Source organism: Cellulomonas aerilata, assembly GCF_007991755.1.
GTDB lineage: Bacteria > Actinomycetota > Actinomycetes > Actinomycetales > Cellulomonadaceae > Pengzhenrongella > Pengzhenrongella aerilata.
Genome location: NZ_BJYY01000009.1, coordinates 36,825 through 62,436, shown reverse-complemented (window position 1 = coordinate 62,436; position 25,612 = coordinate 36,825). Strand labels below are relative to the sequence as shown.

At 74.2% G+C, this 25,612-nt stretch carries 25 protein-coding genes; 2 read left to right on the top strand and 23 right to left on the bottom strand.

The genetic code is table 11. The features are described from left to right. The 10 genes from rpoZ to pyrR all read right to left on the bottom strand — a co-directional run bounded on the left by rpoZ (position 1) and on the right by pyrR (position 10,424). Positions 1-273, bottom strand: coding sequence for a DNA-directed RNA polymerase subunit omega (gene rpoZ / locus CAE01nite_RS05835; RefSeq protein WP_146901359.1), 273 nt, complete (start codon positions 271-273; stop codon positions 1-3). A 39-nt stretch (positions 274-312) separates the two neighbouring features. Then, a complete protein-coding gene (gene gmk / locus CAE01nite_RS05830) occupies positions 313-882 on the bottom strand; it encodes a guanylate kinase (protein ID WP_146901356.1) in 570 nt (189 codons plus the stop codon). 78 nt (positions 883-960) lie between these two features. After that, on the bottom strand, positions 961-1,272 hold the full coding sequence (gene mihF, locus CAE01nite_RS05825; RefSeq protein WP_146901353.1) for an integration host factor, actinobacterial type: 312 nt from the start codon (positions 1,270-1,272) through the stop codon (positions 961-963). A gap of 149 nt (positions 1,273-1,421) precedes the next feature. Then, complete coding sequence (pyrF, locus tag CAE01nite_RS05820; RefSeq protein WP_281285561.1) at positions 1,422-2,342, bottom strand: orotidine-5'-phosphate decarboxylase; 921 nt, start codon at positions 2,340-2,342, stop codon at positions 1,422-1,424. Next, on the bottom strand, positions 2,339-5,665 hold the full coding sequence (carB, locus tag CAE01nite_RS05815; protein WP_146901350.1) for a carbamoyl-phosphate synthase large subunit: 3,327 nt from the start codon (positions 5,663-5,665) through the stop codon (positions 2,339-2,341). Before carB ends, pyrF begins: the two co-directional genes overlap by 4 nt. Further along, complete coding sequence (gene carA / locus CAE01nite_RS05810) at positions 5,665-6,894, bottom strand: glutamine-hydrolyzing carbamoyl-phosphate synthase small subunit (RefSeq protein WP_146901347.1); 1,230 nt, start codon at positions 6,892-6,894, stop codon at positions 5,665-5,667. Before carA ends, carB begins: the two co-directional genes overlap by 1 nt. Beyond that, complete coding sequence (locus tag CAE01nite_RS05805; RefSeq protein WP_186816436.1) at positions 6,891-7,508, bottom strand: PH-like domain-containing protein; 618 nt, start codon at positions 7,506-7,508, stop codon at positions 6,891-6,893. Before CAE01nite_RS05805 ends, carA begins: the two co-directional genes overlap by 4 nt. Then, positions 7,508-8,875, bottom strand: a complete 1,368-nt coding sequence (locus CAE01nite_RS05800; protein WP_146901344.1) for a dihydroorotase — start codon at positions 8,873-8,875, stop codon at positions 7,508-7,510. The genes CAE01nite_RS05805 and CAE01nite_RS05800 overlap by 1 nt, the downstream gene beginning before the upstream one ends. After that, positions 8,872-9,867: an aspartate carbamoyltransferase catalytic subunit gene (locus CAE01nite_RS05795; RefSeq protein WP_146901341.1), complete on the bottom strand. Its 996-nt coding sequence runs from the start codon at positions 9,865-9,867 to the stop codon at positions 8,872-8,874. The genes CAE01nite_RS05800 and CAE01nite_RS05795 overlap by 4 nt, the downstream gene beginning before the upstream one ends. Continuing rightward, positions 9,864-10,424, bottom strand: coding sequence for a bifunctional pyr operon transcriptional regulator/uracil phosphoribosyltransferase PyrR (pyrR, locus tag CAE01nite_RS05790; protein ID WP_146901338.1), 561 nt, complete (start codon positions 10,422-10,424; stop codon positions 9,864-9,866). The genes CAE01nite_RS05795 and pyrR overlap by 4 nt, the downstream gene beginning before the upstream one ends. 253 nt (positions 10,425-10,677) lie before the next feature. Between pyrR and CAE01nite_RS05785 the strand changes: the two genes are divergently transcribed. Further along, the gene (locus CAE01nite_RS05785) at positions 10,678-12,891 is read left to right on the top strand and encodes a putative bifunctional diguanylate cyclase/phosphodiesterase (protein WP_146901333.1); all 2,214 of its coding nucleotides are present in this window, start codon (positions 10,678-10,680) and stop codon (positions 12,889-12,891) included. Positions 12,892-12,949: 58 nt separating this feature from the next. On the opposite strand, the gene nusB is transcribed toward CAE01nite_RS05785, so the two are convergent. The 5 genes from nusB to CAE01nite_RS05760 all read right to left on the bottom strand — a co-directional run bounded on the left by nusB (position 12,950) and on the right by CAE01nite_RS05760 (position 16,604). Then, on the bottom strand, positions 12,950-13,366 hold the full coding sequence (gene nusB, locus CAE01nite_RS05780; RefSeq protein ID WP_146901328.1) for a transcription antitermination factor NusB: 417 nt from the start codon (positions 13,364-13,366) through the stop codon (positions 12,950-12,952). Beyond that, complete coding sequence (gene efp, locus CAE01nite_RS05775) at positions 13,367-13,930, bottom strand: elongation factor P (RefSeq protein WP_146901325.1); 564 nt, start codon at positions 13,928-13,930, stop codon at positions 13,367-13,369. A gap of 96 nt (positions 13,931-14,026) precedes the next feature. After that, on the bottom strand, positions 14,027-14,653 hold the full coding sequence (locus CAE01nite_RS05770; RefSeq protein WP_307724975.1) for a MarR family transcriptional regulator: 627 nt from the start codon (positions 14,651-14,653) through the stop codon (positions 14,027-14,029). A 72-nt stretch (positions 14,654-14,725) separates the two neighbouring features. Further along, positions 14,726-15,172 (bottom strand): type II 3-dehydroquinate dehydratase, encoded by a 447-nt coding sequence (locus CAE01nite_RS05765; protein WP_146901316.1) that lies wholly within the window; start codon positions 15,170-15,172, stop codon positions 14,726-14,728. Between the two features lie 43 nt (positions 15,173-15,215). Next, positions 15,216-16,604: a DUF222 domain-containing protein gene (locus CAE01nite_RS05760; protein ID WP_186816435.1), complete on the bottom strand. Its 1,389-nt coding sequence runs from the start codon at positions 16,602-16,604 to the stop codon at positions 15,216-15,218. A 577-nt stretch (positions 16,605-17,181) separates the two neighbouring features. On the opposite strand from CAE01nite_RS05760, the gene CAE01nite_RS05755 reads away from it, so the two are divergent. Continuing rightward, positions 17,182-17,616 carry a VOC family protein gene (locus tag CAE01nite_RS05755; RefSeq protein ID WP_146901311.1) on the top strand — a complete coding sequence of 145 codons (435 nt, stop codon included), beginning with the start codon at positions 17,182-17,184 and terminating at the stop codon, positions 17,614-17,616. A 68-nt stretch (positions 17,617-17,684) separates the two neighbouring features. On the opposite strand, the gene aroB is transcribed toward CAE01nite_RS05755, so the two are convergent. From aroB to CAE01nite_RS05715, 8 genes are all read right to left on the bottom strand, one after another. After that, complete coding sequence (gene aroB / locus CAE01nite_RS05750; protein ID WP_146901308.1) at positions 17,685-18,848, bottom strand: 3-dehydroquinate synthase; 1,164 nt, start codon at positions 18,846-18,848, stop codon at positions 17,685-17,687. Further along, the gene (locus CAE01nite_RS05745; RefSeq protein ID WP_146901303.1) at positions 18,845-19,402 is read right to left on the bottom strand and encodes a shikimate kinase; all 558 of its coding nucleotides are present in this window, start codon (positions 19,400-19,402) and stop codon (positions 18,845-18,847) included. The genes aroB and CAE01nite_RS05745 overlap by 4 nt, the downstream gene beginning before the upstream one ends. Next, positions 19,399-20,592, bottom strand: coding sequence for a chorismate synthase (aroC, locus tag CAE01nite_RS05740; protein ID WP_146901300.1), 1,194 nt, complete (start codon positions 20,590-20,592; stop codon positions 19,399-19,401). The genes CAE01nite_RS05745 and aroC overlap by 4 nt, the downstream gene beginning before the upstream one ends. Before the next feature lie 140 nt (positions 20,593-20,732). Beyond that, entirely contained in the window at positions 20,733-21,758 is a 1,026-nt protein-coding gene (locus CAE01nite_RS05735; RefSeq protein ID WP_146901296.1) for a hypothetical protein, read from the bottom strand. Beyond that, positions 21,755-22,429, bottom strand: a complete 675-nt coding sequence (locus CAE01nite_RS05730; protein WP_146901293.1) for a PilN domain-containing protein — start codon at positions 22,427-22,429, stop codon at positions 21,755-21,757. Before CAE01nite_RS05730 ends, CAE01nite_RS05735 begins: the two co-directional genes overlap by 4 nt. Further along, positions 22,426-23,490, bottom strand: coding sequence for a type IV pilus assembly protein PilM (gene pilM / locus CAE01nite_RS05725; protein ID WP_146901290.1), 1,065 nt, complete (start codon positions 23,488-23,490; stop codon positions 22,426-22,428). The genes CAE01nite_RS05730 and pilM overlap by 4 nt, the downstream gene beginning before the upstream one ends. A gap of 121 nt (positions 23,491-23,611) precedes the next feature. After that, entirely contained in the window at positions 23,612-24,385 is a 774-nt protein-coding gene (locus tag CAE01nite_RS05720) for a prepilin peptidase (protein WP_146901287.1), read from the bottom strand. 12 nt (positions 24,386-24,397) lie between these two features. After that, positions 24,398-25,573 carry a hypothetical protein gene (locus CAE01nite_RS05715; RefSeq protein WP_146901284.1) on the bottom strand — a complete coding sequence of 392 codons (1,176 nt, stop codon included), beginning with the start codon at positions 25,571-25,573 and terminating at the stop codon, positions 24,398-24,400. Positions 25,574-25,612 lie beyond the last annotated feature (39 nt).

Below are 25,612 nucleotides of genomic sequence, written 5' to 3'. Positions count from 1 at the left end.
TCAGGCGCCGGTCGGCTCGTTGTGCTCGGCGGTCAGCAGGCCGTCGTTGATCTCGCGCATCGCGATGGACAGGGCCTTCTCCTGCGGGCGGGTCTCGACCAGCGGGCCGACGTACTCGAGCAGGCCCTCGTTGAGCTGGGAGTAGTACGCGTTGATCTGCCGCGCGCGCTTGGCCGAGTAGACGACCAGCGAGTACTTGGAGCTGGCCCTCTCGAGCAGCTTGTCGATCGGCGGGTCGGTGATGCCGACGGGCTCGGCAACGGTTCCGGACACGGTGGTCCTCCTGGAGGTGGGGGGAAGTCGGGGCCGAGTCTACCGGGTCGCCAGACCCATGGTCCGGACCAGCTCGTCCGTCGCCCGGTGCACGTCGTCGTTGACGATCGTCACGTCGAACTCGGACTCCGCGGCGAGCTCCACCTTCGCGGTGTCGAGCCGGCGGGCGCGCTCCTCGGGCCCCTCGGTGCCGCGGCCCACCAGCCGGCGCTCCAGCTCCTCCCACGTGGGCGGCGCGAGGAACACGAACAGGGCCCCGGGCATGGTCTGCCGCACCTGCCGGGCGCCCTGCAGGTCGATCTCGAGGAGCGCCGGCTCCCCCGCGGCGAGCTTCTCCTCGACCGGCCGGCGGGGCGTGCCGTAGCGGTTGCGTCCGTGCACGACCGCCCACTCCAGCAGCTCGCCGCGCTCGGCCATCTCGTCGAACCGCTCGGTCGAGACGAAGTGGTAGTGCACCCCGTCCACCTCCCCCGGTCGGGGGTCGCGCGTGGTCGCGGAGACCGAGAGCCACACGTCGGGGTACCGCGCGCGGACGTCGGCGGAGACGGTCCCCTTGCCGACGGCGGTCGGTCCGGCGAGAACGGTGAGCCGGGCTGGCGTCGTCGTCATGGGTGGTGCGGTGCTCCTGAGGGTGACGTGCGGGCGGATGGTGCCGGGGCGCGCAGGTGGTGCCGGGCGCGGGTGCGGTCAGCCGAAGCGGTCGACGAGCGCCTTGGCCTGGTGCGGGCCGAGGCCGCGGACCCGCCGCGTCTCGGAGATCCCCACCTCGGCCATGATCGCGCGGGCCTTGACCTTGCCGACGCCGGGCAGCGACTCCAGGAGGGCGACCACCTTGAGCTTGCCGATGGTGTCGTCCGTGCGGCCCTGCTCGATCACCTCCGAGAGCGAGCCCTGGGAGTACTTGAGGCGGTTCTTCACCTCGGCTCGGGCCTGTCGGGCCGCGGCAGCCTTCTCCAGCGCTGCGGTGCGTTGTTCGGGGGTGAGCGGCGGTAGGGCCACGCGTGGTCACCTCATCGTCGTGGGCGGGGTCGTCTGTCGAACCTAGCGACCAGGGGGGTCGACGGCAATCGCGCGCACCGGCCCCGCGGTGTGTCTCTCCGCAGGTCAGGTGCGGGTCCGGTGCGGCGCGGGCGCGCGCCGGGTCGACCTCAGGCCAGTGCGGCGGCCGCGTCGGCCGCCGCACGCAGGGCCGCTGCCCGGAGCGCGGCGACCTGCGGGCCGGCCGCGAGCACCCCGCGGGACGACGACGCCAGCACCGCGCCACGGGCGGCGCCGAAGACGTCGGCCAGCTCGGCCGGCCCGGCTCCCTGCGCCCCGACGCCGGGCGCCAGCAGCGGTCCCCCGACGGCGGCGAGGTCGACGCCCAGCCGCCGGGCCGCGTCGCCGATGGTGGCGCCCACGACGAGGCCGGTGGACCCCAGCACCGCGCGCGCCGACCGGGGCTCCGCGGTGGCGTCCGCCCGCCCCAGCTCGGCGGCGTTGAGAGCGGCCGCCTCCTCGGCGACCACCCGGGCCACGCTGCGACCGTCCGGCCCGACCGCGTGCTGGACGCTCGCACCCTCCGGGTTGGACGTCAGCGCGAGCACGAACAGCCCACGTCCGGTCGCCGCGGCGGCCTCCACGGCGGGGGACAGCGACCCGAACCCGAGGTACGGGGACACGGTCAGCGCGTCGCCGGCGAGCGGCGAGCCGTCGCGCAGGTAGGCGTCCGCGTACCCGGCCATGGTGGAGCCGATGTCGCCGCGCTTGGCGTCGACGATCACCAGGGTCCCCGTCGCCCGTCCGGCGGCGACGACCTCCTCGAGCACCGCGACGCCGACGGCGCCGTGCCGCTCGAACAGCGCGGACTGCGGCTTGACGGCGGCCACCCGCCCGCCGACGGCGTCCATGACCCGCAGCGCCAGCTCGCGCACGCCCGAGGCGTCGTCCGGCAGGCCCCAGGCGTGCAGCAGCCCCGGGTGCGGGTCGATGCCCACGCACAGCGGCCCGTCGGCGTCCATGGCGCGCGTGAGCCGGGCGCCGAACGACGGGCGCTCCCCCGCGGTGGCGGCGGGACCGGCTGCGCTCACGCCCCGGTCCCCGCGAGGGTGCCCAGCCGCGCGGCGCGGGCGGCGTCGTGCTCCTGCAGGCTGGTGACGGCGAACGGCCCGGCCAGCGCCGCCTCGATGCCCTGCACGGCGGCGCCGAGCTGCTGGACGGTGGTGACGATCGCCTTGTCCGCCGCGGTGGTGGCTGTGCGGATCTCGTAGCCGTCGGCGCGGGCACCCTGCCCGGACGGGGTGTTGACCACCATGTCGACCTCGCCGGACCGGATGAGGTCGACGATGGTGGGCTCGCCGGCCGGACCGCGACCGGTGGAGTACTTGCGGACGACCCGGGACGGGATGCCGCTGCGGCGCAGGACCCCGGCCGTCCCCTCGGTCGCGAGCACCTGGAACCCGAGCTCGACGAGCCGCTTGATCGGGAAGACGATCGCGCGCTTGTCCCGGTCGGCGACCGAGATGAACACCGTGCCGGACGTCGGCAGCCCGCCGTACGCCGCGGCCTGGGACTTGGCGAACGCCGTCGGGAAGTCCACGTCGAAGCCCATGACCTCGCCGGTCGAGCGCATCTCCGGCCCCAGGACGGTGTCCACGACGGTGCCGTCCGTCGTGCGGAACCGCTTGAACGGCAGGACCGCCTCCTTGACCGCGATCGGGGCGTCGAGGTCGAGCACTCCCCCGTCGGCCTCGGGCAGCACCCCGGACGCGCGCAGGTCGGCGATGGTGTGGCCGGCCATCACCAGCGCCGCGGCCTTGGCCAGGGACACCCCCGTCGCCTTGGAGACGAACGGCACGGTCCGCGACGCGCGCGGGTTGGCCTCGAGGACGTACAGCACGTCGCTGACCAGCGCGTACTGCACGTTGAGGAGCCCCTTGACGCCGATGCCCTTGCCCAGGGCCTCGGTGGACCGGCGGATCCGGTCGAGCTCGCCGGTCGACAGCGTCACCGGCGGCAGGACGCACGCGGAGTCGCCGGAGTGGATGCCGGCCTCCTCGATGTGCTCCATGACCCCGCCGAGGAACATCTCCTCACCGTCGAACAGCGCGTCGACGTCGATCTCGATGGCGTCGTCCAGGAAGCGGTCGATGAGCAGGGGCGCAGATGCGAACCCGGCCGGTGCCTCCTCCAGCGCCTTGCCGACGTACTGCTCGAGCTGGGCGTCGTCGTAGACGATCTCCATGCCGCGGCCACCCAGGACGTACGAGGGCCGCACGAGCACCGGGAACCCGATCGACGCGGCGATCTGGCGGGCCTCGTCGGCGGACGTCGCGGTGCCGAACGCGGGTGCGGGCAGGCCGGCGGCGGCGAGCACGCGCCCGAACGCGCCGCGGTCCTCGGCGAGGTCGATCGCCTCGGGCGTCGTGCCGAGGATCGGCAGGCCGGCGTCCGCCAGCCGCTGCGCCAGGGACAGCGGCGTCTGGCCGCCGAGCTGGACGATGATGCCGGCGACCGGACCGGCGGCCAGCTCGGCGTCGTAGACCTCCAGCACGTCCTCGAGCGTCAGCGGCTCGAAGTACAGCCGGTCCGCGGTGTCGTAGTCGGTGGACACCGTCTCGGGGTTGCAGTTGACCATCACGGTCTCGTACTCGCCCTTGAGGGCGAGCGCGGCGTGCACGCACGAGTAGTCGAACTCGATGCCCTGGCCGATCCGGTTGGGGCCCGAGCCGAGGATCAGGACGGCCGGGCGCTCGCGCGGCTCGACCTCCGTCTCCTCGTCGTAGGTGGAGTAGTGGTACGGCGTCGTGGCCGCGAACTCAGCGGCGCAGGTGTCGACCGTCTTGTAGACGGGCCGCAGCCCGAGCGTGCGCCGCACGAGCCGGACCTCGTCCTCCCGCATGCCGCGCAGCTGGCCGATCTGCCGGTCGGAGAGCCCGTGCCGCTTCGCGTGCAGCAGGACGTCGCGGGTCAGGTCGCGCGCGGCCGCCGTCTCGGCGGCGACCTCGTTGACGAGCTGGAGCTGGTCGAGGAACCACGGGTCGATGCCCGTGCGCGCGTGGACGTCCTCCAGCAGCACCCCGGCGCGCAGCACCTGCTGGACGTCGACGAGCCGGCCCTGGGTGGGACGGGAGATCGTCGCCAGCACCCGGTCGAGCTCGTCCCCGGCGAGCGGGTCGCCGAGCCAGTGGAAGTCGGCGCCGCGGGTGTCGATGGAGCGCAGCGCCTTGCCGAGCGCCTCGGCGAAGTTGCGGCCCATGGCCATCGCCTCCCCGACCGACTTCATGGTGGTGGTCAGGGTCGGGTCGGCGGCCGGGAACTTCTCGAACGCGAACCGCGGTACCTTGACCACGACGTAGTCCAGGGTCGGCTCGAACGACGCCGGGGTGACGGCGGTGATGTCGTTGGGGATCTCGTCCAGCGTGTAGCCGACGGCCAGGCGGGCGGCGATCTTGGCGATCGGGAACCCGGTCGCCTTGGACGCCAGCGCCGACGAGCGCGACACGCGCGGGTTCATCTCGATGACCACGACCCGGCCGGTCTGCGGGTGCACCGCGAACTGGATGTTGCAGCCGCCGGTGTCGACCCCGACCTCGCGGATCACCGCGATGCCGATGTCCCGCATCCGCTGGTACTCGCGGTCGGTGAGCGTCAGGGCGGGGGCGACGGTGACGGAGTCGCCGGTGTGGACGCCGACCGGGTCGACGTTCTCGATGGAGCAGACGACGACGACGTTGTCCGCGCGGTCGCGCATGAGCTCGAGCTCGTACTCCTTCCAGCCGAGGATCGACTCCTCCAGGAGCACCTCGGTGGTCGGCGAGTAGTGCAGGCCCTGCCCGGCGATCTGCCGCAGCTCGGCCTCGTCGTAGGCGATGCCCGAGCCCAGACCACCCATGGTGAACGAGGGCCGCACCACCAGGGGGTAGCCCAGCTCGTCGGCGGCGGCGAGCACCTCGTCGAGCGTGTGCGTGATGAACGAGCGGGCCGACTCCGCGCCGCAGCGCTCGACGACGCCCTTGAACAGCTGGCGGTCCTCGGCGAGGTGGATGGCGGCGATGTTCGCGCCGATCAGCTCGACGCCGTACTCGTCCAGGACGCCGTTCTCGTGCAGCGCGATGGCGGCGTTGAGCGCCGTCTGCCCGCCCAGGGTGGGCAGCAGGGCGTCGGGGCGCTCCTTGGCGATGATCGAGGCGATCACCTCGGGGGTGATCGGCTCGACGTAGGTGGCGTCGGCGAACTCGGGGTCGGTCATGATCGTCGCGGGGTTGGAGTTCACCAGGATCACCCGCAGGCCCTCGTCCCGCAGGACGCGGCAGGCCTGGGTGCCGGAGTAGTCGAACTCGGCGGCCTGCCCGATGACGATCGGGCCCGAGCCGATGACCAGGACGCTGGCGATGTCGGAGCGGCGGGGCATCAGTGGGCGTCCTTCGGGGTGGTGGGGGCGGCCGAGGGCGCGCCCTGCTGCATGAGGTCCAGGAAGCGGTCGAACAGGTAGGCGGCGTCGTGCGGTCCGGCGGCGGCCTCGGGGTGGTACTGCACCGAGAAGGCCGGCAGGTCCAGGGCCGACAGGCCCTCCACGACGTCGTCGTTGAGGTCCACGTGGGAGACGACGACCCGGCCGTAGCGGCCGCCGTCGTGCGGGGCGACGCTCTCGCCGTCCAGCGGGGCGTCGACGGCGAAGCCGTGGTTGTGCGCGGTGATCTCCACCTTGCCGGTGGTCCGGTCCATCACCGGCTGGTTCACCCCGCGGTGGCCGTAGGCGAGCTTGTAGGTCCCGTACCCCAGCGCCCGGCCGAGCAGCTGGTTGCCGTAGCAGATGCCGAAGAACGGGATCCGCCGGTCCAGGACGTCGCGCAGCAGGTCGATCTCGTGCGTCGCGGCGGAGGGGTCCCCGGGGCCGTTGGAGAAGAACACCCCGTCCGGTCCGGTCGCGAGCACCTCGTCGATGGTCGCGGTCGCGGGCAGCACGTGGACCTCGACGCCGCGCTGGGCGAGCGAGCGGGGGGTGTTGGACTTGATCCCCAGGTCCACCGCGGCGACGGTGGCGACCGGGGTCGCCAGGCGCTCCCCGTCCGGGCCGAGCGCGGGCACGACGTACGCGGTGCCGGTGGAGACCTCGCCGGCCAGGTCGGCGCCGGCCATCCGTGGTGCGGCCTCGACCTCGGCGCGGAGCTCGGCGACGGGACGGGCGCTGCCGTCGCGTCCGGCCAGCGCGTCCCCGGAGAAGATGCCGGCGCGCATGACGCCGCGCTCGCGCAGGTGCCGGGTCAGCGCACGGGTGTCGATCGCGCTGATCCCCACCACGCCCTGCTCGGCGAGCTCGGAGTCCAGGTCCCGCGTGGAGCGCCAGCTCGAGGCGCGGCGGGCGGGGTCGCGGACGACGAAGCCGGCGACCCAGATGCGGGTGGACTCGTCGTCCTCGTCGTTCACGCCGGTGTTGCCGACGTGCGGCGCCGTCATGACGACGATCTGCCGGTGGTAGGAGGGGTCGGTGAGCGTCTCCTGGTAGCCGGTCATGCCGGTGTTGAAGACGATCTCGCCGACCGTGCGGCCGGTGGCGCCGTACGCGCGCCCGGTGAACACGCGCCCGTCCTCCAGGACGAGCACGGCGGGGCCCGCCGCGCGGGCGGTCTGCTCGGTCACGCTGTCTCCTTGTCGCCGCCGCCGGGAGCCCCGGCGTCGTTCGGGCCGGCCGTGTCGGTGCCGGCGTCGTCCGGGCCGGCCGTGCGGTCGCCGGCGTCCGTGTGGTCGATGAGGCCGCGCACGGCGGTCAGCAGCGGCTCGCGGTCGGCCGAGCGGCGCAGCCGCAGGCCGGTGTCGAGCGCGGCGGCGCCGCTCGCGGGGGGCTGCCAGGTCAGGACCACCAGGCCCTGGCCGCCCACGTACTTTCCGGCCATGCCGCCCGAGGTCCCGGCGGCGCGCAGCGCGGAGGCCGGGAGGAACAGGTTGCGCGCGCCCGGACGCTCGATGCGGACGCCGGCGTCGAACACCTGCACCACGGCGGCCGACCGGGTGCCCAGGTCCTGCGCGACGACGCGCTCCAGCCAGTCACCGGAGACGGTGCTCGAGACGTACGTGCCCTCGATCGGTGCGGTGCGGGCGGCGCCGAGGGACCTGTCGTCCGCGGCGGGGACGTCGGGCAGGTCCGGCACCGCGGCGGCCGTCCGCTCCCCGCGGCGCTGCCACCCGCTGCGCATGCCCCACAGCGCGGCGACGCCGGCCGCGGCCAGCAGCGCGACGGTCACGGCGGGGGGCATCAGCGCACCTCGCCGGACGCGGGGGCGGTCGCCGACGGGGCGGGCACGGCGTGCCCGTCCAGGACGGTCGCGCGTCCGCGCAGGAAGGTCGCCACCACCCGGCCGGGCAGCTCGCGCCCACGGAACGGGGAGTTGACGCTCGCCGTGCCCTGCCGCTCCGGGACGACGGTGGTGCGCGCCGCCGGGTCGACGAGCGTGAGGTTCGCCGGCTCGCCGACGGTCAGCGGGCGGCCGTGGTCGGTGACGCGCCCGATCCGCGCGGGCGCCTCGGACAGCACCCGGGCGACGTCCGCCCAGGTCATGCGGCCGGTCTCCACCATGGTCTCCTGCACGACGGAGAGCGCCGTCTCCAGGCCGGTCATCCCCATGGCCGCCGCGGCCCACTCGCAGTCCTTGTCCTCGCGGGTGTGCGGGGCGTGGTCGGTCGCGACGATGTCGATCGTCCCGTCCGCCAGGCCGTCGCGGACGGCGTCGACGTCGGCCTGCGTCCGCAGCGGCGGGTTGACCTTGTAGACCGGGTCGTAGTCGCGGGCGAGCTCGTCGGTCAGCAGCAGGTGGTGCGGGGTGACCTCGGCGGTGACGTCGATGCCGCGGGACTTGGCCCAGCGGATCAGCTCCACGGACCCGGCGGTGGACAGGTGGCACACGTGCAGCCGCGAGCCGACGTGCTCGGCGAGCAGCACGTCGCGGGCGATGATCGCCTCCTCCGCGACCGCGGGCCAGCCCGTCAGCCCGAGCTCGGCGGACACCACCCCCTCGTGCATCTGCGCGCCGACCGTCAGGCGCGGCTCCTGCGCGTGCTGGGCGACGACGCCGTCGAAGGCCTTGACGTACTCCAGCGCGCGGCGCATCAGCACCGGGTCGTGGACGCACCGGCCGTCGTCGGAGAAGACGCGGACCCGGGCGGCGGAGGCAGCCATCGCGCCGAGCTCGGCGAGGTGCTCGCCGTCCAGGCCGATGCTGACCGCGCCGACGGGGTGGACGTCAACCCAGCCGGCGTCGCGGCCCAGCCGCCACACCTGCTCCACGACGCCGGCGGTGTCGGCGACCGGCGACGTGTTCGCCATCGCGTGCACGGCCGTGAACCCGCCCAGGGCGGCGGCGCGCGTGCCGGACCCGACCGTCTCGGCGTCCTCGCGGCCGGGTTCGCGCAGGTGGGTGTGCAGGTCGACCAGGCCCGGCAGGGCCACCAGGCCGGCGCCGTCCACCTCCACGACGGGCGACCCCGCTGCGGCGTCGCGGTCGAGCGCCGCCTGGATGTCGCCCCGTCCCGCCGCGGCGATGACGCCGTCGGCCAGCAGCAGGTCGACCGGGTCACCGCCGAGCGGCGCGACCCCCCGCAGCACGTACCTCGTCGAGCCGCTCACGCGATCCCCGTCCTCTCCTCGTGCGTCTCCCCCGCCAGCAGCAGGTACAGGACCGCCATCCGCACCGCGACGCCGTTGGCCACCTGCTCCACGATCACCGCACGCGGCGAGTCCGCCGCGTCGGCGGAGATCTCCAGCCCCCGGTTCATCGGGCCGGGGTGCATGACGACGGCGTGGTCCGGCAGCAGGTCCAGGCGGCGCTGGTCCAGGCCGTAGTTCCGCGTGTACTCCAGCGGCGTCGGGAAGAACCCGCCCGCGGACGTCCCGGCGCCCATCCTCTCGCGCTGGACGCGCAGCATCATGACGGCGTCGGGCGCCCCGTCCGCGAGCACGGGGTCCAGGTGGTAGGACACGTCGCACGGCCACTGCTGGACGCCCACCGGCACCAGCGTGGGCGGCGCCACCAGCGTGACGCGGGCACCGAGCGTGGTGAGCAGCTGCACGTTGGAGCGGGCGACGCGCGAGTGCAGGACGTCGCCGACGATCGCCACGTGCAGGCCGTCCAGGTCGCGACCGGCGGGGTCGCTCGCGCCCGCGCCGCCGACCAGGTGCCGGCGGATCGTGTAGGCGTCGAGCAGCGCCTGGGTGGGGTGCTGGTGCGTGCCGTCGCCGGCGTTCACGACAGCGCCGTCCACCCACCCCGACCGGGCCAGGACGTGCGGAGCCCCGGACGCCTGGTGCCGGATCACGACGGCGTCGGCGCCCATGGCCTGCAGCGTCAGGGCGGTGTCCTTGAGGGACTCGCCCTTGGAGACGCTCGAGCCCTTGGCGGAGAAGTTGATGACGTCGGCGGAGAGCCGCTTCGCGGCCGTCTCGAAGGAGATGCGGGTGCGGGTGGAGTCCTCGAAGAAGAGGTTGACCACCGTCCGGCCGCGCAGGGTGGGGAGCTTCTTGATCTCCCGCGACTGGGTGGCGGCCATCTGCGCCGCGGTGTCGAGGATCAGGACGGCGGCGTCGCGGTCGAGGTCACCGGTGGAGAGCAGGTGCCTCACCGGGTCGCCTCGATGAGGACGGCGTCGCGGCCGTCCGTCTCGTCCAGCAGCACCCGGACCCGCTCGGCCTGGGACGTGGGCAGGTTCTTGCCGACGTAGTCCGCGCGGATCGGCAGCTCGCGGTGCCCACGGTCGACGAGCGCGGCCAGCTGCACCGCACGCGGGCGGCCGAGGTCGTTGATCGCGTCGAGCGCGGCGCGGATGGTGCGGCCGGAGTACAGGACGTCGTCGACCAGCACGACCACCTTGCCGTCGATGCCGCCTGCGGGCAGCCGGGTGGTCCCGATCGGCCGGGTGGGGTGCCGGGACAGGTCGTCGCGGTACATCGTCACGTCGAGGACCCCGACCAGCGCCAGCGGGTCCAGGCCCGGCTCGACGGCGGCGAGGCGGCGCGCGAGGCGCTCGGCGAGCGGCAGGCCCCGCGTCGGGATGCCGAGCAGGACGAGGTCGTGGGCACCCTTGTTGCGCTCGAGGAGCTCGTGGGCGATGCGGGTCAGCGCTCGACCGATCTCGGGAGCGCCCAGCACGGTCGTGGGCACAGCAGGGCCGGACGTCATCCGGCGACCTCCTTCCCCGCCTCACAGGACGGGCCTTAAAGGAATGTCTGTCGGCGCCGACGATACCCGCCGGTGACCGTGCAGCTGGACGGGCGTCCGCCCAGCGGGCACCCGGTGGTCGACCGTCGACGGCTCCGGTGCTGCTCCGGACGGGTGGCTCGATCGGGTGGACCTGGCGCCCGTGCGGGCGACGCGCCGGCTTGTGCAGTCCTTCAGGACTCCAGTCATGGGCTTGATGACTGATACTCGTCCCATGCCCGTGAGCGTCTCCTTCGTCGCCGTCGTCACGCAGAGCGTGGCGGCCGGCCTGGTCGCAGGCCTGTGCCTCCTGCAGGCCATCTGGTGGCGCAACGACCGCGGGCGCAGCGGCTCGGGCTGGCTGCTGGCGTGGACGGCGGCGATCGGGGTCCTGCTCGCCGTCAACGTCGCCCTGTCGGTCCTGCCGCCCGGGACGGCGTACGACGTCGTCATGTTCGCCCGGGCGCAGGTGCTGGCGACCTGCGTGGTCCTCGCGCTGCCGACCGTGGCCGCCTTCACGGGTGGGCCGCCGGTCCGTGCCTGGGTGCTCGCCGCAGCGGCCGCCTTCGCGCTGCGCGCCGTCGTGTGGCTCACCACGGACCTGGTCGTGGTCGCCTCCACGGGGGCGAGCAGCGTCCGCGGTCCGCTCGCGGTCCCGACGTTCTTCCTGCCGCTGCTCGTCGTCGTCGGCTATCTGCTGCGCGCGCTGCGGAGCACGGACGACCGGCGCGCGTCGGTCGTCATCGGCGGGACGGGGCTGGTGTCGGTCGCGCTCCTGGCGCTCCCCTACCTGGCGCCGGTCGGTCCCTGGACGCACCCCCTGACGGTCACCTGGACGCTGCCGCTGGTGGCCGGCCTGACGGCCGTCGGGCTGGGGCGCCTCGCCACGGTGGATCGCGAGACCCGTCGGCAGCACGCGCTGCGGGACGCGCTCTCGGAGGCCAGCAGCGCGGCGTCGGTGGCGACCGAGCCCGACGGCCTGCTGCAGCAGGCCGAGACGATCGCGCGCCGGCACCTCGGCGACCCGACGGTCGCCGGCACGACCCGCCCGTTGCCCTGCGGTCGGTTCGTCACCACGTTCGAGCGTGCCGACGGGGCGTCGACCGACCCGCGGGCCGCCGGGTTCCTCGACGACCTGGCCCGCCTGGTCTCCAGCGCGGCCGAGCGGATCACCCTGGCGCGGGACCTGCGGCAGGCGGCGTTCGTCGACTCCCTCACCGGGCTGCCCAACCGGCATGCGCTCGAGCGCCACCTCGCCGCGGCGATCCGCACCGCGTCCGAGCGCAACCACCAGCTGGCGGTCCTCTTCTGCGACCTCGACGGGTTGAAGATCGAGAACGAGCTGCACGGCCACGCCTGGGGCGACCGCCTGCTCACGGACGCCGGCCGCCACCTGCGGGCGACGGCCGGCGAGGACGGCGTCGTCGCGCGCTTCGGCGGCGACGAGCTCGTCGTCGTCCTGGCGGAACCGGGGCCGCCGGAGGCGCTGCGCGACCTCGCGTGGCGCATCCGGAGCGGCCTGTCGACCGGCGTGCCGGACCGCGCGGTCCCGCTGCTGTCGGTGGGCATCGCCCTGTGGTGCCCCGAGTCGGCCGGCGCGCCGGAGCACCTGCTGCGCCAGGCCGACGCCGCGATGCTCGAGGCCAAGCGCACCCGGTCCGGCGTCGTCGTGTTCGACGACGCGCTCCGCGCCCGCATGCAGGCCGAGGAGGAGCTGCGGCGCGAGCTCGACGTCGCCCTGGTCGGCAACGAGCTCACCGTGCACTACCAGCCCGTCGTGGACGCCCGGACGCTCGAGGTGGTCGGCGTCGAGGCCCTTGCGAGGTGGGAGCACGGCGGACGGCTGCGGATGCCCGGTGAGTGGCTGCCGTTCGCGGAGGACACCGGGCTGATCGTCCCGATCGGCCGCACGATCGTGGGCATCGCCAGGGGCGGCTCGCGGCGGATGGGTCTCCCCGTCATGGTCAACGTGGCCGCACGCCAGCTCGCGGAGCCGTCCTTCGTCGACCACGTCGTCGCCGACTGGGGCCGCGGGGACTGGGGCCGGCTGACCCTCGAGATCACCGAGAGCGCGCTGCTGCAGGACATGCCGCACGTCCTGGAGTCGCTCACGCGTCTGCGCGCGCTCGGCGCGCGGATCGCGATCGACGACTTCGGGACCGGCTACAGCTCCTTCGCGCGGCTCGCGACGCTGCCGGTCGACGTCCTGAAGATCGACCGCGCGTTCGTCGACGCGGTGACGACGGACGAGGGCGCAGCGGTGGTCCGCGCGATCGTCAGCCTGGCGCAGGCCTACCGGCTGGACGTCGTGGCCGAGGGCGTGGAGACCCTCGAGCAGCTCGACGCGCTGGTCGCCCTCGGCGTGCCGAAGCTGCAGGGGTTCCTCCTCGGGCGGCCGGCGGCGGGCCGTCCGGGGCCGGTCCGGCTCCCCCGGCCCGCCGAGCGGTAGGGACCGCTCCTGCCGGAGGTGCCGACCGGGCAAGACCGGACAGGCCGGTCGGGACCGGTCAGGCGAGCAGCGTCGGCTTGAGGTCGACGATCCGGCCGAGCAGGCCGTTGACGAAGGTCGGGGACTCGTCGGTGGACAGCGTGCGGGCGAGCTCGACCGCCTCGTCCACCGCGACGGCGTCGGGCACCTCGTCGTTGTAGAGGACCTCCCAGGTGCCGATGCGCAGCAGGGCGCGGTCGACGGCCGGCATGCGCTCGAGCGTCCAGCCGTGGGAGTGCGTGGACAGCACCTCGTCGATGCGGGGCCGCTCGGCGAGGACGCCCTCGACGATGTCCACGGAGTACTGCGGCAGGGCCGCCTCGGTGCCGGGCTCGGCGATCCGCTCGGCGAGCAGCGTCAGCGGGTCCCGCTGACGCTGCTCCGCCTCGAAGAGGACGTCGAGGGCGCGCTTGCGCGCCTTGGTCCGGGCACCCACTTAGTCGTTCACGCGGCCCAGGTAGCTGCTGTCGCGGGTGTCGACCTTGACCCGGGTGCCGGTCTCCAGGAAGAGCGGGACCTGGATCTGGTGGCCGGTCTCGAGCGTCGCCGGCTTCGTGCCGCCGGTGGAGCGGTCACCCTGCAGGCCGGGCTCGGTGTAGGTGATCTCCAGGACGACCGACGGCGGCAGCTCGACGTACAGCGGGATGCCCTCGTTGGTGGCGACCATCGCGCTCTGGTTCTCGAGCAGGAAGTTCGACGCGTCGCCGACGGTCGTCTCCGACACGTGCAGCTGGTCGTAGTTGTCCGTGTCCATGAACACGTAATCCGTGCCGTCCTTGTACAGGTACTGCATGTCGCGCTTGTCGACGTTCGCCGTCTCGACCTTCAGGCCGGCGTTGAACGTCTTGTCGACGACCTTGCCGGAGAGGACGTTCTTGAGCTTGGTGCGCACGAACGCGCCACCCTTGCCGGGCTTGACGTGCTGGAACTCGATGACGGTCCAGAGCTGACCGTCGATGCGCAGGACGGTGCCGTTCTTCAGGTCGTTGGTGGTGGCCACGATGGCTGCTTTCGTCGAGGGGGTGCATGCGTGCCGGCGCACTCGGCGCCCGGCAGACCGCCGTCGATCCTAGCCTGCCGACGCAGGGGCGGCGGTTCACGCGCCGAGCACCCGGGTGCCCTCGGCGGCCCGCAGCAGCCGCGCCGCGAGCGGCCGGGCTGCCAGCTCCTCCGCCCACAGGGCCGTGCGCAGGCGCTGGCTCACCGCCTGCTGGGTGACCCCGAGGCGCCGGGCCACCTCCCCCTGACGAGCCCCTGCGCCGGCGTCCCGGACGGCGTCGATGACCTGCCACCCGGCCGCCGTCCGCCGGGACGCCACGGCGCCCAGCAGCGTGAGGACCGCCTCGGCGTCTGCGGCGGGGACGGGGTCGCTGCCGACGACGGCGACCGCGACACCGCCGGGGCGGGTCTTGGCCCGCTCGACCGCCGCGCGGGCGAGCACGAACGCGTCCCCCGAACCCGCCCGGCTGGACGCCGGCAGCGGCTCGACCACCGGTCCGGCGCCGATCCCGACGCTCCAGCCCCCGGTGCGCAGGATGGCCGCACTGAGCTCGACGACGAGCACGGCGTCGTCGAGCACCGCCTGCACCTCGTCGCCGACGGTGCGCTCGAACGCGCGGACCGGACGCCGTCCGGGCTCCCGGGCCAGGTGCTGAGCGAGCGTCTCGAGCAGGTCGTCCACGCGGTCCCCCACGCGACGGCTGCCGATCTGGTCGACCGTCATCACGAGCACGTCGACAAGGCTAGAGTCTGGTTCCTCGCTCCACCATGTCGGAACCTTGTTGCTGCAATCGGATCAAGCGGTCAGACGCTGCGCGACGGCCTGCAGGGCGAGGCGGTAGGAGTCGAAGCCGAAGCCGGCGACCGTCCCCGTCGCGACGGGCCCGACGACGGAGTGCGAGCGGAACGCCTCGCGCGCCGCGGGGTTAGACAGGTGCACCTCCACGAGCAGGAGCCCGGAGGTCGTCACCTGCGCAGCGGCGTCCCGCAGCGCGTACGAGTAGTGCGTGAACGCGGCGGGGTTGATGACCACGTGGACGCGCGAGTCGACCGCCTCGTGCAGCCAGTGGACGATCTCCGACTCGTCGTCGGTCTGGCGCACCTCCACGTCGAGGTGGAGCTCGGTGCCCCATGCGCCGGCAGCGGACACGAGGTCGTCGTACGACGCCGCCCCGTAGACCTCGGGCTCCCGTACCCCCAGCCGGCCGAGGTTGGGTCCGTTCAGCACGAGCACGCGAGTCATGGCGGCGAGCCTAGGGCCCGGCGCACCGAGGAGACGCCGCGCCTCACGCCTTCACGCCGGCGCGTCGTGCTCCGCGCCGATCTCGTCGCCGTGCGCGTCGGTGAACACCCAGCGCTCGCGTCGTCGGTGGATCTCGATGTGGCGTCGATGGACGAGGTCGTGGTGGTACCAGCAGAGCAGGATCCCGTTGTCGACGCTCGTGCTCCCGTGGTCCCGTGCCCAGTGCTGCACGTGGTGCGCGTCCGCCAGGACCGGCGGCGCAGCGCAGGTCGGATATCGGCAGTGCTTGTCCCGGGCGACGATCGCCGCACGTCGGGGGCCGGTGAAGGTCCGTTCCGCCCGGCCGACGTCCATGACCTGCGACCGGCCCGAAGATGATCCGCTGGATCTCGCTGTCGCACGCCAGCCGGTCGAGCAGCGCCCTGGGGATGGGGGTGCCGTCCTCGAGCTGCGGCGGCCCGGCGACGCTCTCGCCGGCGAGAATCGCCCGCGTGCCGTATCCCGGCGTGCGAGCCGGCGTCTCCCCCGTCGCGTGCTCGCCCGAACGGCGACGCGCGGCCGCGACCAGCGCGGCGAGCTCCGCATGCCCGACCAGCACGCTGAGCCGCGGCCGGGTCGTCCGCCGGCTGCCGGTGCGACCGTGGTCGAGGCTGATCTGCGCGACGTCGGCCAGGGCCTGGGCCCGTCGTTGGTCCGTGGTGCGGTCGTCGTCCGCTGCGGGTACGGCGGTGGCGGCCTCCAGGGCCACCTTGAGCGTCTGACCGTGCGGGACGGTGAGCCAGCCCTGGAGGTGGTAGCCGTCGCCGAGACGGCTCAGCTGCAGGTGCTCCCGGTCGCACGCCTCGACGTACCCGCGGTCGTCCGCGTCGGGGTCGAAGACCGCGGCCGAGTGGCGTGTGAGGAGCCGCAGGCCGTCGACGGACCGCGTGCGCGCCTCACCGACGAGGAAGGCCTCGTTGCACTCGTTGTCGGGGTCCGCGAGCACCGCGCACCGCTGCGGCGTCGTGGGGGCGAGCGTCGCGAGCACCTGCGCGTGCGCGAGCGAGATCTCACCGGACCGGGCCGCCAGGTCGGTCAGGGGCAGCGAGTCCCGCAGCGTCCGGCCGAGCCTGACCTGGGCGTGCGCCGTGTGCGTCGGCAGGTGGTGGCGACGAGCGACCCAGGTCGCGAACGACCGCGCTCCGCCGGTCGCCCACAGCCCGTCCGCCTCGACCACCGGCAGGGTGCGGATCTTCAGCGCCTCGAGCCGGCTCGTCGCCGCGGCCAGGGCGTTCACCATCGCGAGGGCGGCGCGGCCTTCGCACTGCGACACGTCGGCCGCGCACAGGGTGTCCGTGACCTGCGCCAGCACGCTCAGTGCCGCCGCCACGTCGGGGGCCAGTCCGGCCAGGTCCGCGGACGATGCGGCAGGCGGGTGCTCGACGACGTCCACGTCCGCCTCCATTCCGTCGCGGGGTTCTCGGGCTTTTGCTCAATTCCCATGCTAGGAGGAGCCACTGACACGCCGGAGAAGTGATCAATGGCCTGTGGACGGGTTCTCGTCCGAGCGACCTGGGGGCGGGTGGAATGCTGGGCGAAGCCGTCGAGAAATGGCGCCGCCCAGAACCTGCTGGGCGACGACGGTGTCCCCTCAGGTCGGGGAAGCGATGGGTGAGGTGGCCGCGCATCCGGGCGAGGGGGGCGGCATGGCGGCGCCCTCGCAGCCCGTTTGCCGGTCCTACCGCGGCTCAGCCGGGCCAGGTCGAGGCCCGGCCGCACTGACGACCACCCCGTCGAGACCGCCGAACCGGCTGACCACCACCCGTCGAGACCGCCCAACCGGCTGACGACCACCCGTCGAGACCGCCCGGTCGCGGCGCCTACCAGGCCCCTCACCACTTGCTCCGATGACTTGCGAGCAACCGGGCGGTCGAAGCCAGGGAGCAAGGGCCACGGTCACGCCAGCGCGGCCGCACCGCCCGCACCGCCCGCACCGCACCGCACACCCCGTCCACGAGAGCGAGACCACCATGACCGCGATGTTCGTCAACCTGCCGGTGAGCGACCTCGAGCGCGCGAAGGCGTTCTACACGGCGATCGGATTCACCATCAATCCTCTCTTCACCGACCACAACGCCGCGTGCGTGGTCGTGGAGGAGGACCACAGCTACTTCATGATCCTCGTCCGGGAGTACTTCCAGACCTTCTCCGACCGGCCGATCGGCGACCCGGCAGCAGCCGTGTCCGTGGCGACCGCCATCTTCCTCGACGACCGTGAGGCGATCGACAAGGCCGTCGCCGACGGCATCGCCGCGGGCGGCACGGAGTCGCACCCGGCCACCGACCTGGGCTTCATGTACCAGCGCCAGCTCACCGATCCCGACGGCAACGTCCTCGAGTTCGGGTACATGGACCCGGTCGCCGCCCAGCAGGGTCCCGAGGCCTACGCGAGCCAGCAGGCCTGAGGTCGATCGCCGCCCGCCCGGTGCTCGCGTCAGGCGGCCACGCGGGGACGCGGGGACGCGCCCAGGCCCTACAGCGAGATGGTCCTCGTCGTCGGGGCGTCCGCGCTGATCTCGGCGTAGGCCGCAGCGAGCAGCGTCGGGTCCGGGCCCTCCAGCCGTGCGGGCCTGGCGAGGTCGTCGAGCACGACGAAGCGCAGCAGGTCCCCGCGGGACTTCTTGTCGCGCCGCATGACCGCGAGCAGCTGCTCCCACCGGTCGCCGCGGTAGGTCACCGGCAGGCCCACCGACGTGAGGATGTCGCGGTGACGGTCGACGACGGCGTCGTCGAGGCGGCCCGCGAGCCGCGCCAGCTCGGCGACGAACATCATCCCGACGGACACCGCCGCCCCGTGCCGCCACGCGTAGCGCTCGACCTGCTCGATCGCGTGGGCGAGGGTGTGCCCGTAGTTGAGGATCTCGCGGAGGCCCGCCTCGGTGAGGTCCTCCCCCACGACCCGCGCCTTGACGCGGATGGAGCGCTCGATCAGCTCGGTCAGGACGTCCTCGCCCGCGCTGTCCTCCCCCGACGCGCCGCCGCGCTCCACGAGCCCCGCCGGGTCCGCCTCGACGAGCTCGAGGATGCGCGGGTCGGCGATGAAGCCGCACTTGATGACCTCGGCCAGGCCCGCGACGAAGTCCCACTTCGGCAGCGACTCCAGCGCCGCGAGGTCGCAGAGCACACCGGCCGGCGGGAAGAACGTGCCGACGAGATTCTTGCCCTCCGCCGTGTTGATGCCGGTCTTGCCCCCGACGGCGGCGTCGACCATCGCCAGCAGCGTGGTGGGGATGTGCACTACCTTGATGCCGCGCAGCCAGGTGGACGCCACGAACCCTGCGAGGTCGGTGGTGGCACCGCCGCCCAGGGACACGATCGCGTCGGAGCGCGTGAAGTCGGCCTGCCCGAGCACGCCCCAGCAGAACGAGGCGACCTCGGCGGACTTGGCGCCCTCGGCGTCGGGCACCTCGGCGAGGATCGCCTGGTACCCCTGGGCGACGAGGTCCTCGCGGACGGCGTCGGCAGACGCGGTCATCGCCTCGGTGCAGATGATCAGCACGCGCTGGACGTCGGCGCCCAGGAGGGCCGGCAGCTCGCCGAGCAGGCGCCGGCCGATGACGACGTCGTAGGGACGCTCGCCCTCGACGCGGACGACCCGCGGGGCGGTGGCGGCGGTGGTGCGGTCGGTCTCGGTCACGGCTGTGCGTCCTTCGGTCCGTCGTCGCCGGAGACCAGGCTCTCGGCGATGGTCCGGGCGACCTGCCCGGCGGTGCGGCCGTCCGTGCTGACGGCCAGGGTGCTGAGGCGCTGGTAGACGGGTCGGCGCCGTTCCATGAGCGCCTGCCACTGCGCGCGCGGGTTGCCGACCAGCAGCGGGCGGGCCTGGTTGAAGCCGACCCGCGGCGAGGCGTGCGCGAGCGACACGTCGAGGAAGACGACGACGCCGCCCCGCCCGGCGTACGCGACGAGATCGGCCTCCGTCAGCGGGTCCATCACGGCGCCGCCGCCGAGCGCCAGGACGCCGTCGTGCTCCTCGAGGGCCCGGGCGACGGCCGCGCGCTCCAGGGTGCGGAAGTGCGGCTCGCCGTCGTCGACGAAGATCTCGCGGATGGGCTTGCCGGCGCCGGCCTCGACGTCCGCGTCGGTGTCCCGCAGCCGCAGCCTGAGCTCGTGGGCGAGCGCCCGCCCCACGGTCGACTTCCCGGCGCCGGGCGGGCCGATGAGCACGACGCGCGGTCCGGACCCGCTCACCGCTGCAGCTCGGGGACCGCGGCGAGGTAGCCGGCGACGTTGCGCGCGACCTCGGCCACGGAGTCCCCGCCGAACTTCTCCAGCAGCGCGTCGGCCAGCACCAGGGCGGTCATGGCCTCGGCGACGACGGCGGCCGGCGGGACCGCGCACACGTCGGAGCGCTGGTGCTGCGCCTTGGCCGGCTCGCCGTTGGCGGTGTCGACCGTGGACAGCGCGCGCGGGACGGTCGAGATGGGCTTCATGGCGGCGCGGACGCGCAGGACCTCGCCGTTCGCCATGCCGCCCTCGATGCCGCCGGCACGGTTGCTGCGGCGGCGGATGCGTCCGGACAGCGGGTCGCGCTCGATCTCGTCGTGCGCCTGCGAGCCGCGCCGGGCCGCGGTGCGGAAGCCGTCGCCGACCTCGACGCCCTTGATCGCCTGGATGCCCATGAGCGCCGCGGCCAGCCGCGCGTCCAGGCGCCGGTCACCGTGCACGTAGGTGCCGACGCCCGACGGGACGCCGTACGCGAGGACCTCCACGATCCCGCCGAGGGTGTCCCCCGCCTGGTGGCAGTCGTCGATCTCGGCGACCATCGCCGCGGACGTCGGTGGGTGCGCGCAGCGGACGGGGTCGGCGTCGAGGAGGGCGACGTCGTCCGGCGTGGGCAGCGGGGCGTCGTCGGGCACGCCGACCGGGCCGATCGCGACGACGTGCGAGACGAGCCGGATGCCGGCGGCCTGCTCCAGGAACCTGGCCGCCACGGTCCCCAGCGCCACGCGCGTGGCGGTCTCGCGGGCGGAGGCGCGCTCGAGGACGGGGCGCGCGTCGTCGAAGCCGAACTTGCGCATGCCGACGAGGTCGGCGTGGCCGGGACGGGGTCGGGTCAGCGGCGCGTTGCGCGCGCGGTTGAGCTTCTCGGGGTCGTCGACCGGGTCGGCGGACATGACGTCGACCCACTTCGGCCACTCGGTGTTGCCGATCTCGAGGGCCACCGGGCCGCCCTGGCTGAGTCCGAGCCGGACGCCGCCGAGGATCCGGACCTCGTCCTGCTCGAACTTCATCCGGGCCCCGCGGCCGTAGCCCAGCCGCCGTCGCGCGAGCGCGTCCTGGATGTCCCGGGTCGTCACCTCGACGCCGGCCGGCAGCCCCTCGAGGATCCCCGTGAGGGCGGGGCCGTGCGACTCTCCGGCGGTCAACCAACGCAGCATGGCGTCGATCCTTCCACGCTCGCCGAGGGGTCCCGGCCCACGTCCGGGCTGCGGACGCGGCAGGGGCCGGCGCTGCGGAGGGACGTCACGTGCGACGGGGGCGAGGGACGACCGGCCGGTGGCTCGTCGGCCGGTGGCTCTCAGCCGCCGGACGGCGGGTCCGCGGGTGCGGCGTCGGCGTCGACCTCGACGCCGGGGGTCGTCGACGTCGTCGTGGCCGCGGGCGGGGTCGAGGACGCTGCCTGGGTCGCCGCTGCCGCCGCCGCCGCTGCGGCTGCGCGCTCGGCGGCTGCCGCCTCGGCGGTCGCGGACGCCTCGGCGATCGCCGCCGCCACGGCGTCCGCCACCGACTGGGCCGGGTCGGGCGGCACGGGCGCGGGTGCCTCGACGGACGGGACGAACGGGTTCGCCCCGGAGCCGCCCGGCAGCGGCACGCCGTCCTCGGTGGGCTCGGAGTCCGAGCGCGGCAGCACGTACGCGAGGGCGCCGACGGTCACCTCGACGTCGCCGACCGCGGTGGCCGGCATCCTGTCGGTGGGGTCCGACTCCTCGAGCGCCTTGACGGCGAGCGTCGTGACGAGCAGCTGCCTGTCCAGAGCGGTCTGCACCGCAGCGAGGAACGCCCGGGCCGGCTCCACCGAGCCGACCACGTCGATGCTGAGCGGGATCGCGACCATGCCGGGTACCGGCGGAGCCACCGGGGCCGCACCCGCCGGCGGGGCGGCCGGCGCGGCAGGCGCGGCCGGGTCGGTGGTCGCGGCGGTGTCCGAGGCGGCGCCCTCGGCGGCCGCGGGCGGCGCTACCGGCTCACCGGTGAGGGCCACCGCGGTCGACACGTCCATCCCGACGATCGTCACACCGGCGGCGGTCGCGGCGGCGGCCAGCTCGCGTGTCAGGTCGGTCAGCGTGGCCCGCGACGGCACGGCGGCGTCCAGGGCGGTCAGCTCGGACTCGTACTCGGCGAGGTGCGCGAAGTCGGCGCGCAGCGCGTCCACGGACGCACGCAGCGCCTCGTTCTGGTCGCGGACCTGCTCGGCCTGGGCACGCGTGGCCGCGGCCTGGTCCAGCAGCGGTCCGAACAGGAGCAGCCACGACGCGACCAGCGCGAGCAGGCACACGACGGCCGTGCCGGCGATCCATTCGACGGAGCCATTGCGGCGGGTCATCGGTCCCCCTCGGGCTGCGGGTCGAAGCGGTGGGCCAGCGCGGCGTCGTCGACCTGGATCGTCCCGGTCATCTCGTAGCGGAGGTCGCCGCCCTTGTCGGCGCGGTCGACCGTGGTGACCCGGACGTCGCGGAACCCCGGCACGGCGTCCAGGGCGTCGGCCCACGCGGCGGTGTCCGGCACGTCCGCGGCCAGGGCGGTGAAGGTGATCGCCCCGATCCCGGCCACGACGAGCGGGTCGGCCGAGCCGGGGGCGGCGGCGAGCGGGGTCGCGCCCGTGTAGTCGAGCGTGCTGATCCCGACGCCGGGTGGGGTGACCGCTGTGATCGCACCGAGGTAGTCCGACCACAGGATCTCCTGGGCAACCCCGTGGTCACGCGCCGATCGGAGCGTCTCCAGCTCGGCCCGCAGCGAGGTGATCCGGGCGAACGGGCGCTGCTCCGCCACGATCCCGGCCGACTCGGCGTCCGCCTGCGCGAGCTCGGAGTCCGCGATCTGGGTCTGCAGCTGCGCGACGGCGGCGACGGTGCCGATGGCGAGCAGCGTCACCCCGCTGGAGACCAGCGTCCAGCGCTTGACGACGCCGAGCGTCCGGGCCTGCCGGACGTCCCCGGGCAGCAGGTTGACCTGGGGACGGGCGGGTGCGGCGAGAGTCGCCGTCCGTGCCCTCATGCCGCCACCCCGTACGCCAGACCGATCGGCGTCGCCATGACGGCGGCGTTCCGGGTGACCGACCGGAGGCGCTCGTCACGCACGACCCGCAGCGACCCCAGCGGATCGCCGGCGACGACGGGCAGCCGGCTCGTCGCGGCCAGGTACCGGTCCAGGCCGGGGAGCTGGGACGCGCCCCCGCTGAGGACCGCCACCTCGATCCCGGCCCCGGTGTTGTTGCTCGCGTAGTAGACGAAGGTGTTGCGCACGGCCTCCACGAGCGGCCGGACCACGGTGCTGATCGCCTCCGCGGCCGCCTCCTGCTCGGGGCCGACCTCGCGGCCGATCCCGACCGCCCGCTTCACGTCCTCCGCCTCGGCCGCGGCGATGCCGAGGGCCGCGGCGACGGCGTCGGTGACGTTCTGCCCGCCGGACGGCAGCATGCGCACGAAGCGCGGGACGCCGTGCGCGACGATGACGACCTGGGTGATGCGGGCGCCGATCTCGACCAGGGCGACGGTCCGCGCCGCGTGGTCGCCGTGGGCCAGCGACCGCAGCAGGGCGAACGGACCGAGGTCCACCATCTGCGTCCGCAGCCCGGCGGACTCCACGGCCATGAGGTTCGCGCGGACGGTGTCCCGGGTGGCGGCGACGAGCATGCCCTGGACCATCCGTCCGGACGAGCCCTCGCGCTCCCCCGTCGGGTAGTAGTCGAGCAGCGCCTCCTCGACCGGCATGGGGATGAGCTCCTGCACCTGGAACGGCAGCGAGGCGCGGATGTGCGGCAGGGGCATCCACGGCAGGTCGAGCTCGCGGACGACGACGCGCTGGTTCCCGACGCCGATGTTGACGTCGCGGGTGGAGAACCGGCCCTCGGCCCACAGCCGCCTGAGGGCGTCCGTCACGGCGGAGGGGTCGGCCACCTCGCCGTCGCGGACGGCGCCCAGCGGCAGGCGCACCTCGGCGTACCGGGTCAGGGTCGGCACGGGATTCCCCCCTGCGCGGCCGCGCGCGAGCCGGATCTCGGCGGCGCGCACGTGCGTGCTGCCGACGTCGAGGCCGACGACTCCTGCCTTGGGCACGGCGGGGCTCCTTCTGTGGTCTACGTGGTCCGCCCGGCCTATCGGCAGGCGATCACCCGTTGTGACCTGTTGCGCCCGGCGCCGTCGTGCCGGTCCTGCGAAGGACCCGCCGCGTCGCCCGTCAGACCAGGAGGCCCAGGTAGGCACCCCACAGCGGCTCCCCGACGGCGACACCGAGGCCGGCGCCCAGCAGCATCCACGGGCCGAACGGGATGCCGCTGCCCCGACCGGCGCGGCCGGTGACCAGCAGCACGACCGCGAAGAGGCCGCCGAGGACGAACGCGCCGAAGGCGCCGACGGCGAACGGTCCCCAGCCGAGCCACGCCAGTGCGCCACCCAGCAGGCCGGCGAGCTTGACGTCGCCGAAGCCCATGCCGCCCGGCTTGGCCAGGCACAGCGCGAAGTACGCCACCCAGAGCGCCGTGCCACCGATGACGGCCCGCAGCAGCGCCGACCAGTCGCCGGTGCCCCACGAGGCCAGCGCGAGGAGCGCCCCGAGCACGGGGTACGACGGCAGGACGATCGCGTTCGGGAGCCGGTGGGTGTCGAGGTCGATCAGCGCGAGCGCGACGCCGATGGCGGCCAGGTAGGCGAAGGCGGGCACGGCCCACGGCCCCACGAGGAGCGCGACCAGCGCGAACAGGACGGCGGTCGCCGCCTCCACCGCCGGGTAGCGCGCGGAGATCCGCGTGCCGCAGTCCCGGCAGCGACCCCTCAGGACCAGCCACGAGAGGACCGGCACGTTGTCCCACGGGCGGATGCGGCTGCCGCAGGTCGGGCACCGGCTCGGCGGGTGCACGACCGACTCGCCGGCGGGCACGCGGGACACGACCACGTTGAGGAAGGAGCCGACGAGGAGGCCGAGGAGGGCGAGCGGGGCGACGAGGAGTGACATGGGGCTCTCGGCCTAGGGGTTCGGGATGTCGAGCTTCGACACCAGCTGGGTGGCAGGCCAGGGCGCGTCGTTCCCGAGGATCCTCGCGGTGGCTGGTGCGTACGTCAGGCGGACCTTGTCGTGGTACCAGAGGGAGCAGGCGTAGATCTGGCCGGCGAAGTCCTGCTGCTGGGGCGCGCCGGACTCCCCGAACACCATGCCGGCCGCGCTGTACAGCATCACGCGCGCGCCGTCCAGCGTCTGGATCCCGGTGCCCCCCGCTCCACGCCCGATCTTGACGTCGGCCGCATCGCTCGCGCACGACCCGGTCCACGGACGCACGACGTACAACGTGTGCGGCAGCCCGTCGGTGGAGCGCACGACCAGCGTCCCGCTGAGCTCGAACTGGTCGGCGAAGATGACGAGGTCCGCCCCGAGCTCGACCGTGAACCTCGCGCCGGTCGCCGAGGAGAGCCGCAGCGCCGAGCAGCTGCTCGACCGGGCCTCGACCCTGAGCGGAACCGTGACCCGAAGAGCGGTCGCCCCCGCAGTCGCGGTGAGGGTGCAGGTGCTTGAGAGGCCGGCGCCGAGTCCGGCCGCCATGTCCGGGACCGACATGACGTCGAACCGTCGCCACCGGTAGTCGTCCTTGGTGAGTCCGGGGAACTGGGCGGCTGTCGCCGACCGGGTCGTCAGGCCCGTGCCCTCGGTCCCCGTGGCGAACTCCAGGAGGTGCCCGCCCGCTCGCGGCGACTGCGTCGTCATCTCCACGTAGGGGAACTCGAGCTTCCTGCCGGTGTAGACCGAGTCGACGGTCTCGACGTCGCCCGAGCTCTGGCCGGCAACCCCTCGCTGGATCGCGTCGCCGGTCGCCCGCAGGCGCACCTCGGAGGCCTCGGCGACCGGACAGCCGTTCACCCACTCCCCGGTCGGCGCGTTCGGGCGCTGGTACTGGACCCGCACGGTGAACACCGGGCCGGGGGTCGGGCTCGCGATGGTTGCGGGGCCACCGGACGGGTCCGGGCGGCAGATCGTGGGGTCCATGAGCCTGGTGCGGGCGTAGTCGATCCCCGCTTCCGCAGCGGCGACGGCCTGCACGGAGGCGCGGTTGCTGCTCGTGTGACCGATGGCGAACACCGTCATGGTCGCCAGGGTCGCGGCGATGATCCCGGTGAGCGTGACGACCCAGACGACCGTGGCCATGGCCACCCCGGCATCCGTCGGAGCGACCGGGACCGCGCGCCGGCG

Coding starts and splice junctions, on each gene's coding strand:
- gmk (WP_146901356.1), bottom strand. CDS start 882: ATGACGACGACGCCAGCCCGGCTCACCGTTCTCGCCGGACCGACCGCC.
- carB (WP_146901350.1), bottom strand. CDS start 5,665: ATGCCCCGCCGCTCCGACATCGCCAGCGTCCTGGTCATCGGCTCGGGC.
- CAE01nite_RS05805 (WP_186816436.1), bottom strand. CDS start 7,508: ATGCCCCCCGCCGTGACCGTCGCGCTGCTGGCCGCGGCCGGCGTCGCC.
- pyrR (WP_146901338.1), bottom strand. CDS start 10,424: ATGACGTCCGGCCCTGCTGTGCCCACGACCGTGCTGGGCGCTCCCGAG.
- CAE01nite_RS05785 (WP_146901333.1), top strand. CDS start 10,678: ATGCCCGTGAGCGTCTCCTTCGTCGCCGTCGTCACGCAGAGCGTGGCG.
- CAE01nite_RS05770 (WP_307724975.1), bottom strand. CDS start 14,653: ATGACGGTCGACCAGATCGGCAGCCGTCGCGTGGGGGACCGCGTGGAC.
- CAE01nite_RS05765 (WP_146901316.1), bottom strand. CDS start 15,172: ATGACTCGCGTGCTCGTGCTGAACGGACCCAACCTCGGCCGGCTGGGG.
- CAE01nite_RS05755 (WP_146901311.1), top strand. CDS start 17,182: ATGACCGCGATGTTCGTCAACCTGCCGGTGAGCGACCTCGAGCGCGCG.
- aroC (WP_146901300.1), bottom strand. CDS start 20,592: ATGCTGCGTTGGTTGACCGCCGGAGAGTCGCACGGCCCCGCCCTCACG.
- CAE01nite_RS05735 (WP_146901296.1), bottom strand. CDS start 21,758: ATGACCCGCCGCAATGGCTCCGTCGAATGGATCGCCGGCACGGCCGTC.
- CAE01nite_RS05730 (WP_146901293.1), bottom strand. CDS start 22,429: ATGAGGGCACGGACGGCGACTCTCGCCGCACCCGCCCGTCCCCAGGTC.
- CAE01nite_RS05720 (WP_146901287.1), bottom strand. CDS start 24,385: ATGTCACTCCTCGTCGCCCCGCTCGCCCTCCTCGGCCTCCTCGTCGGC.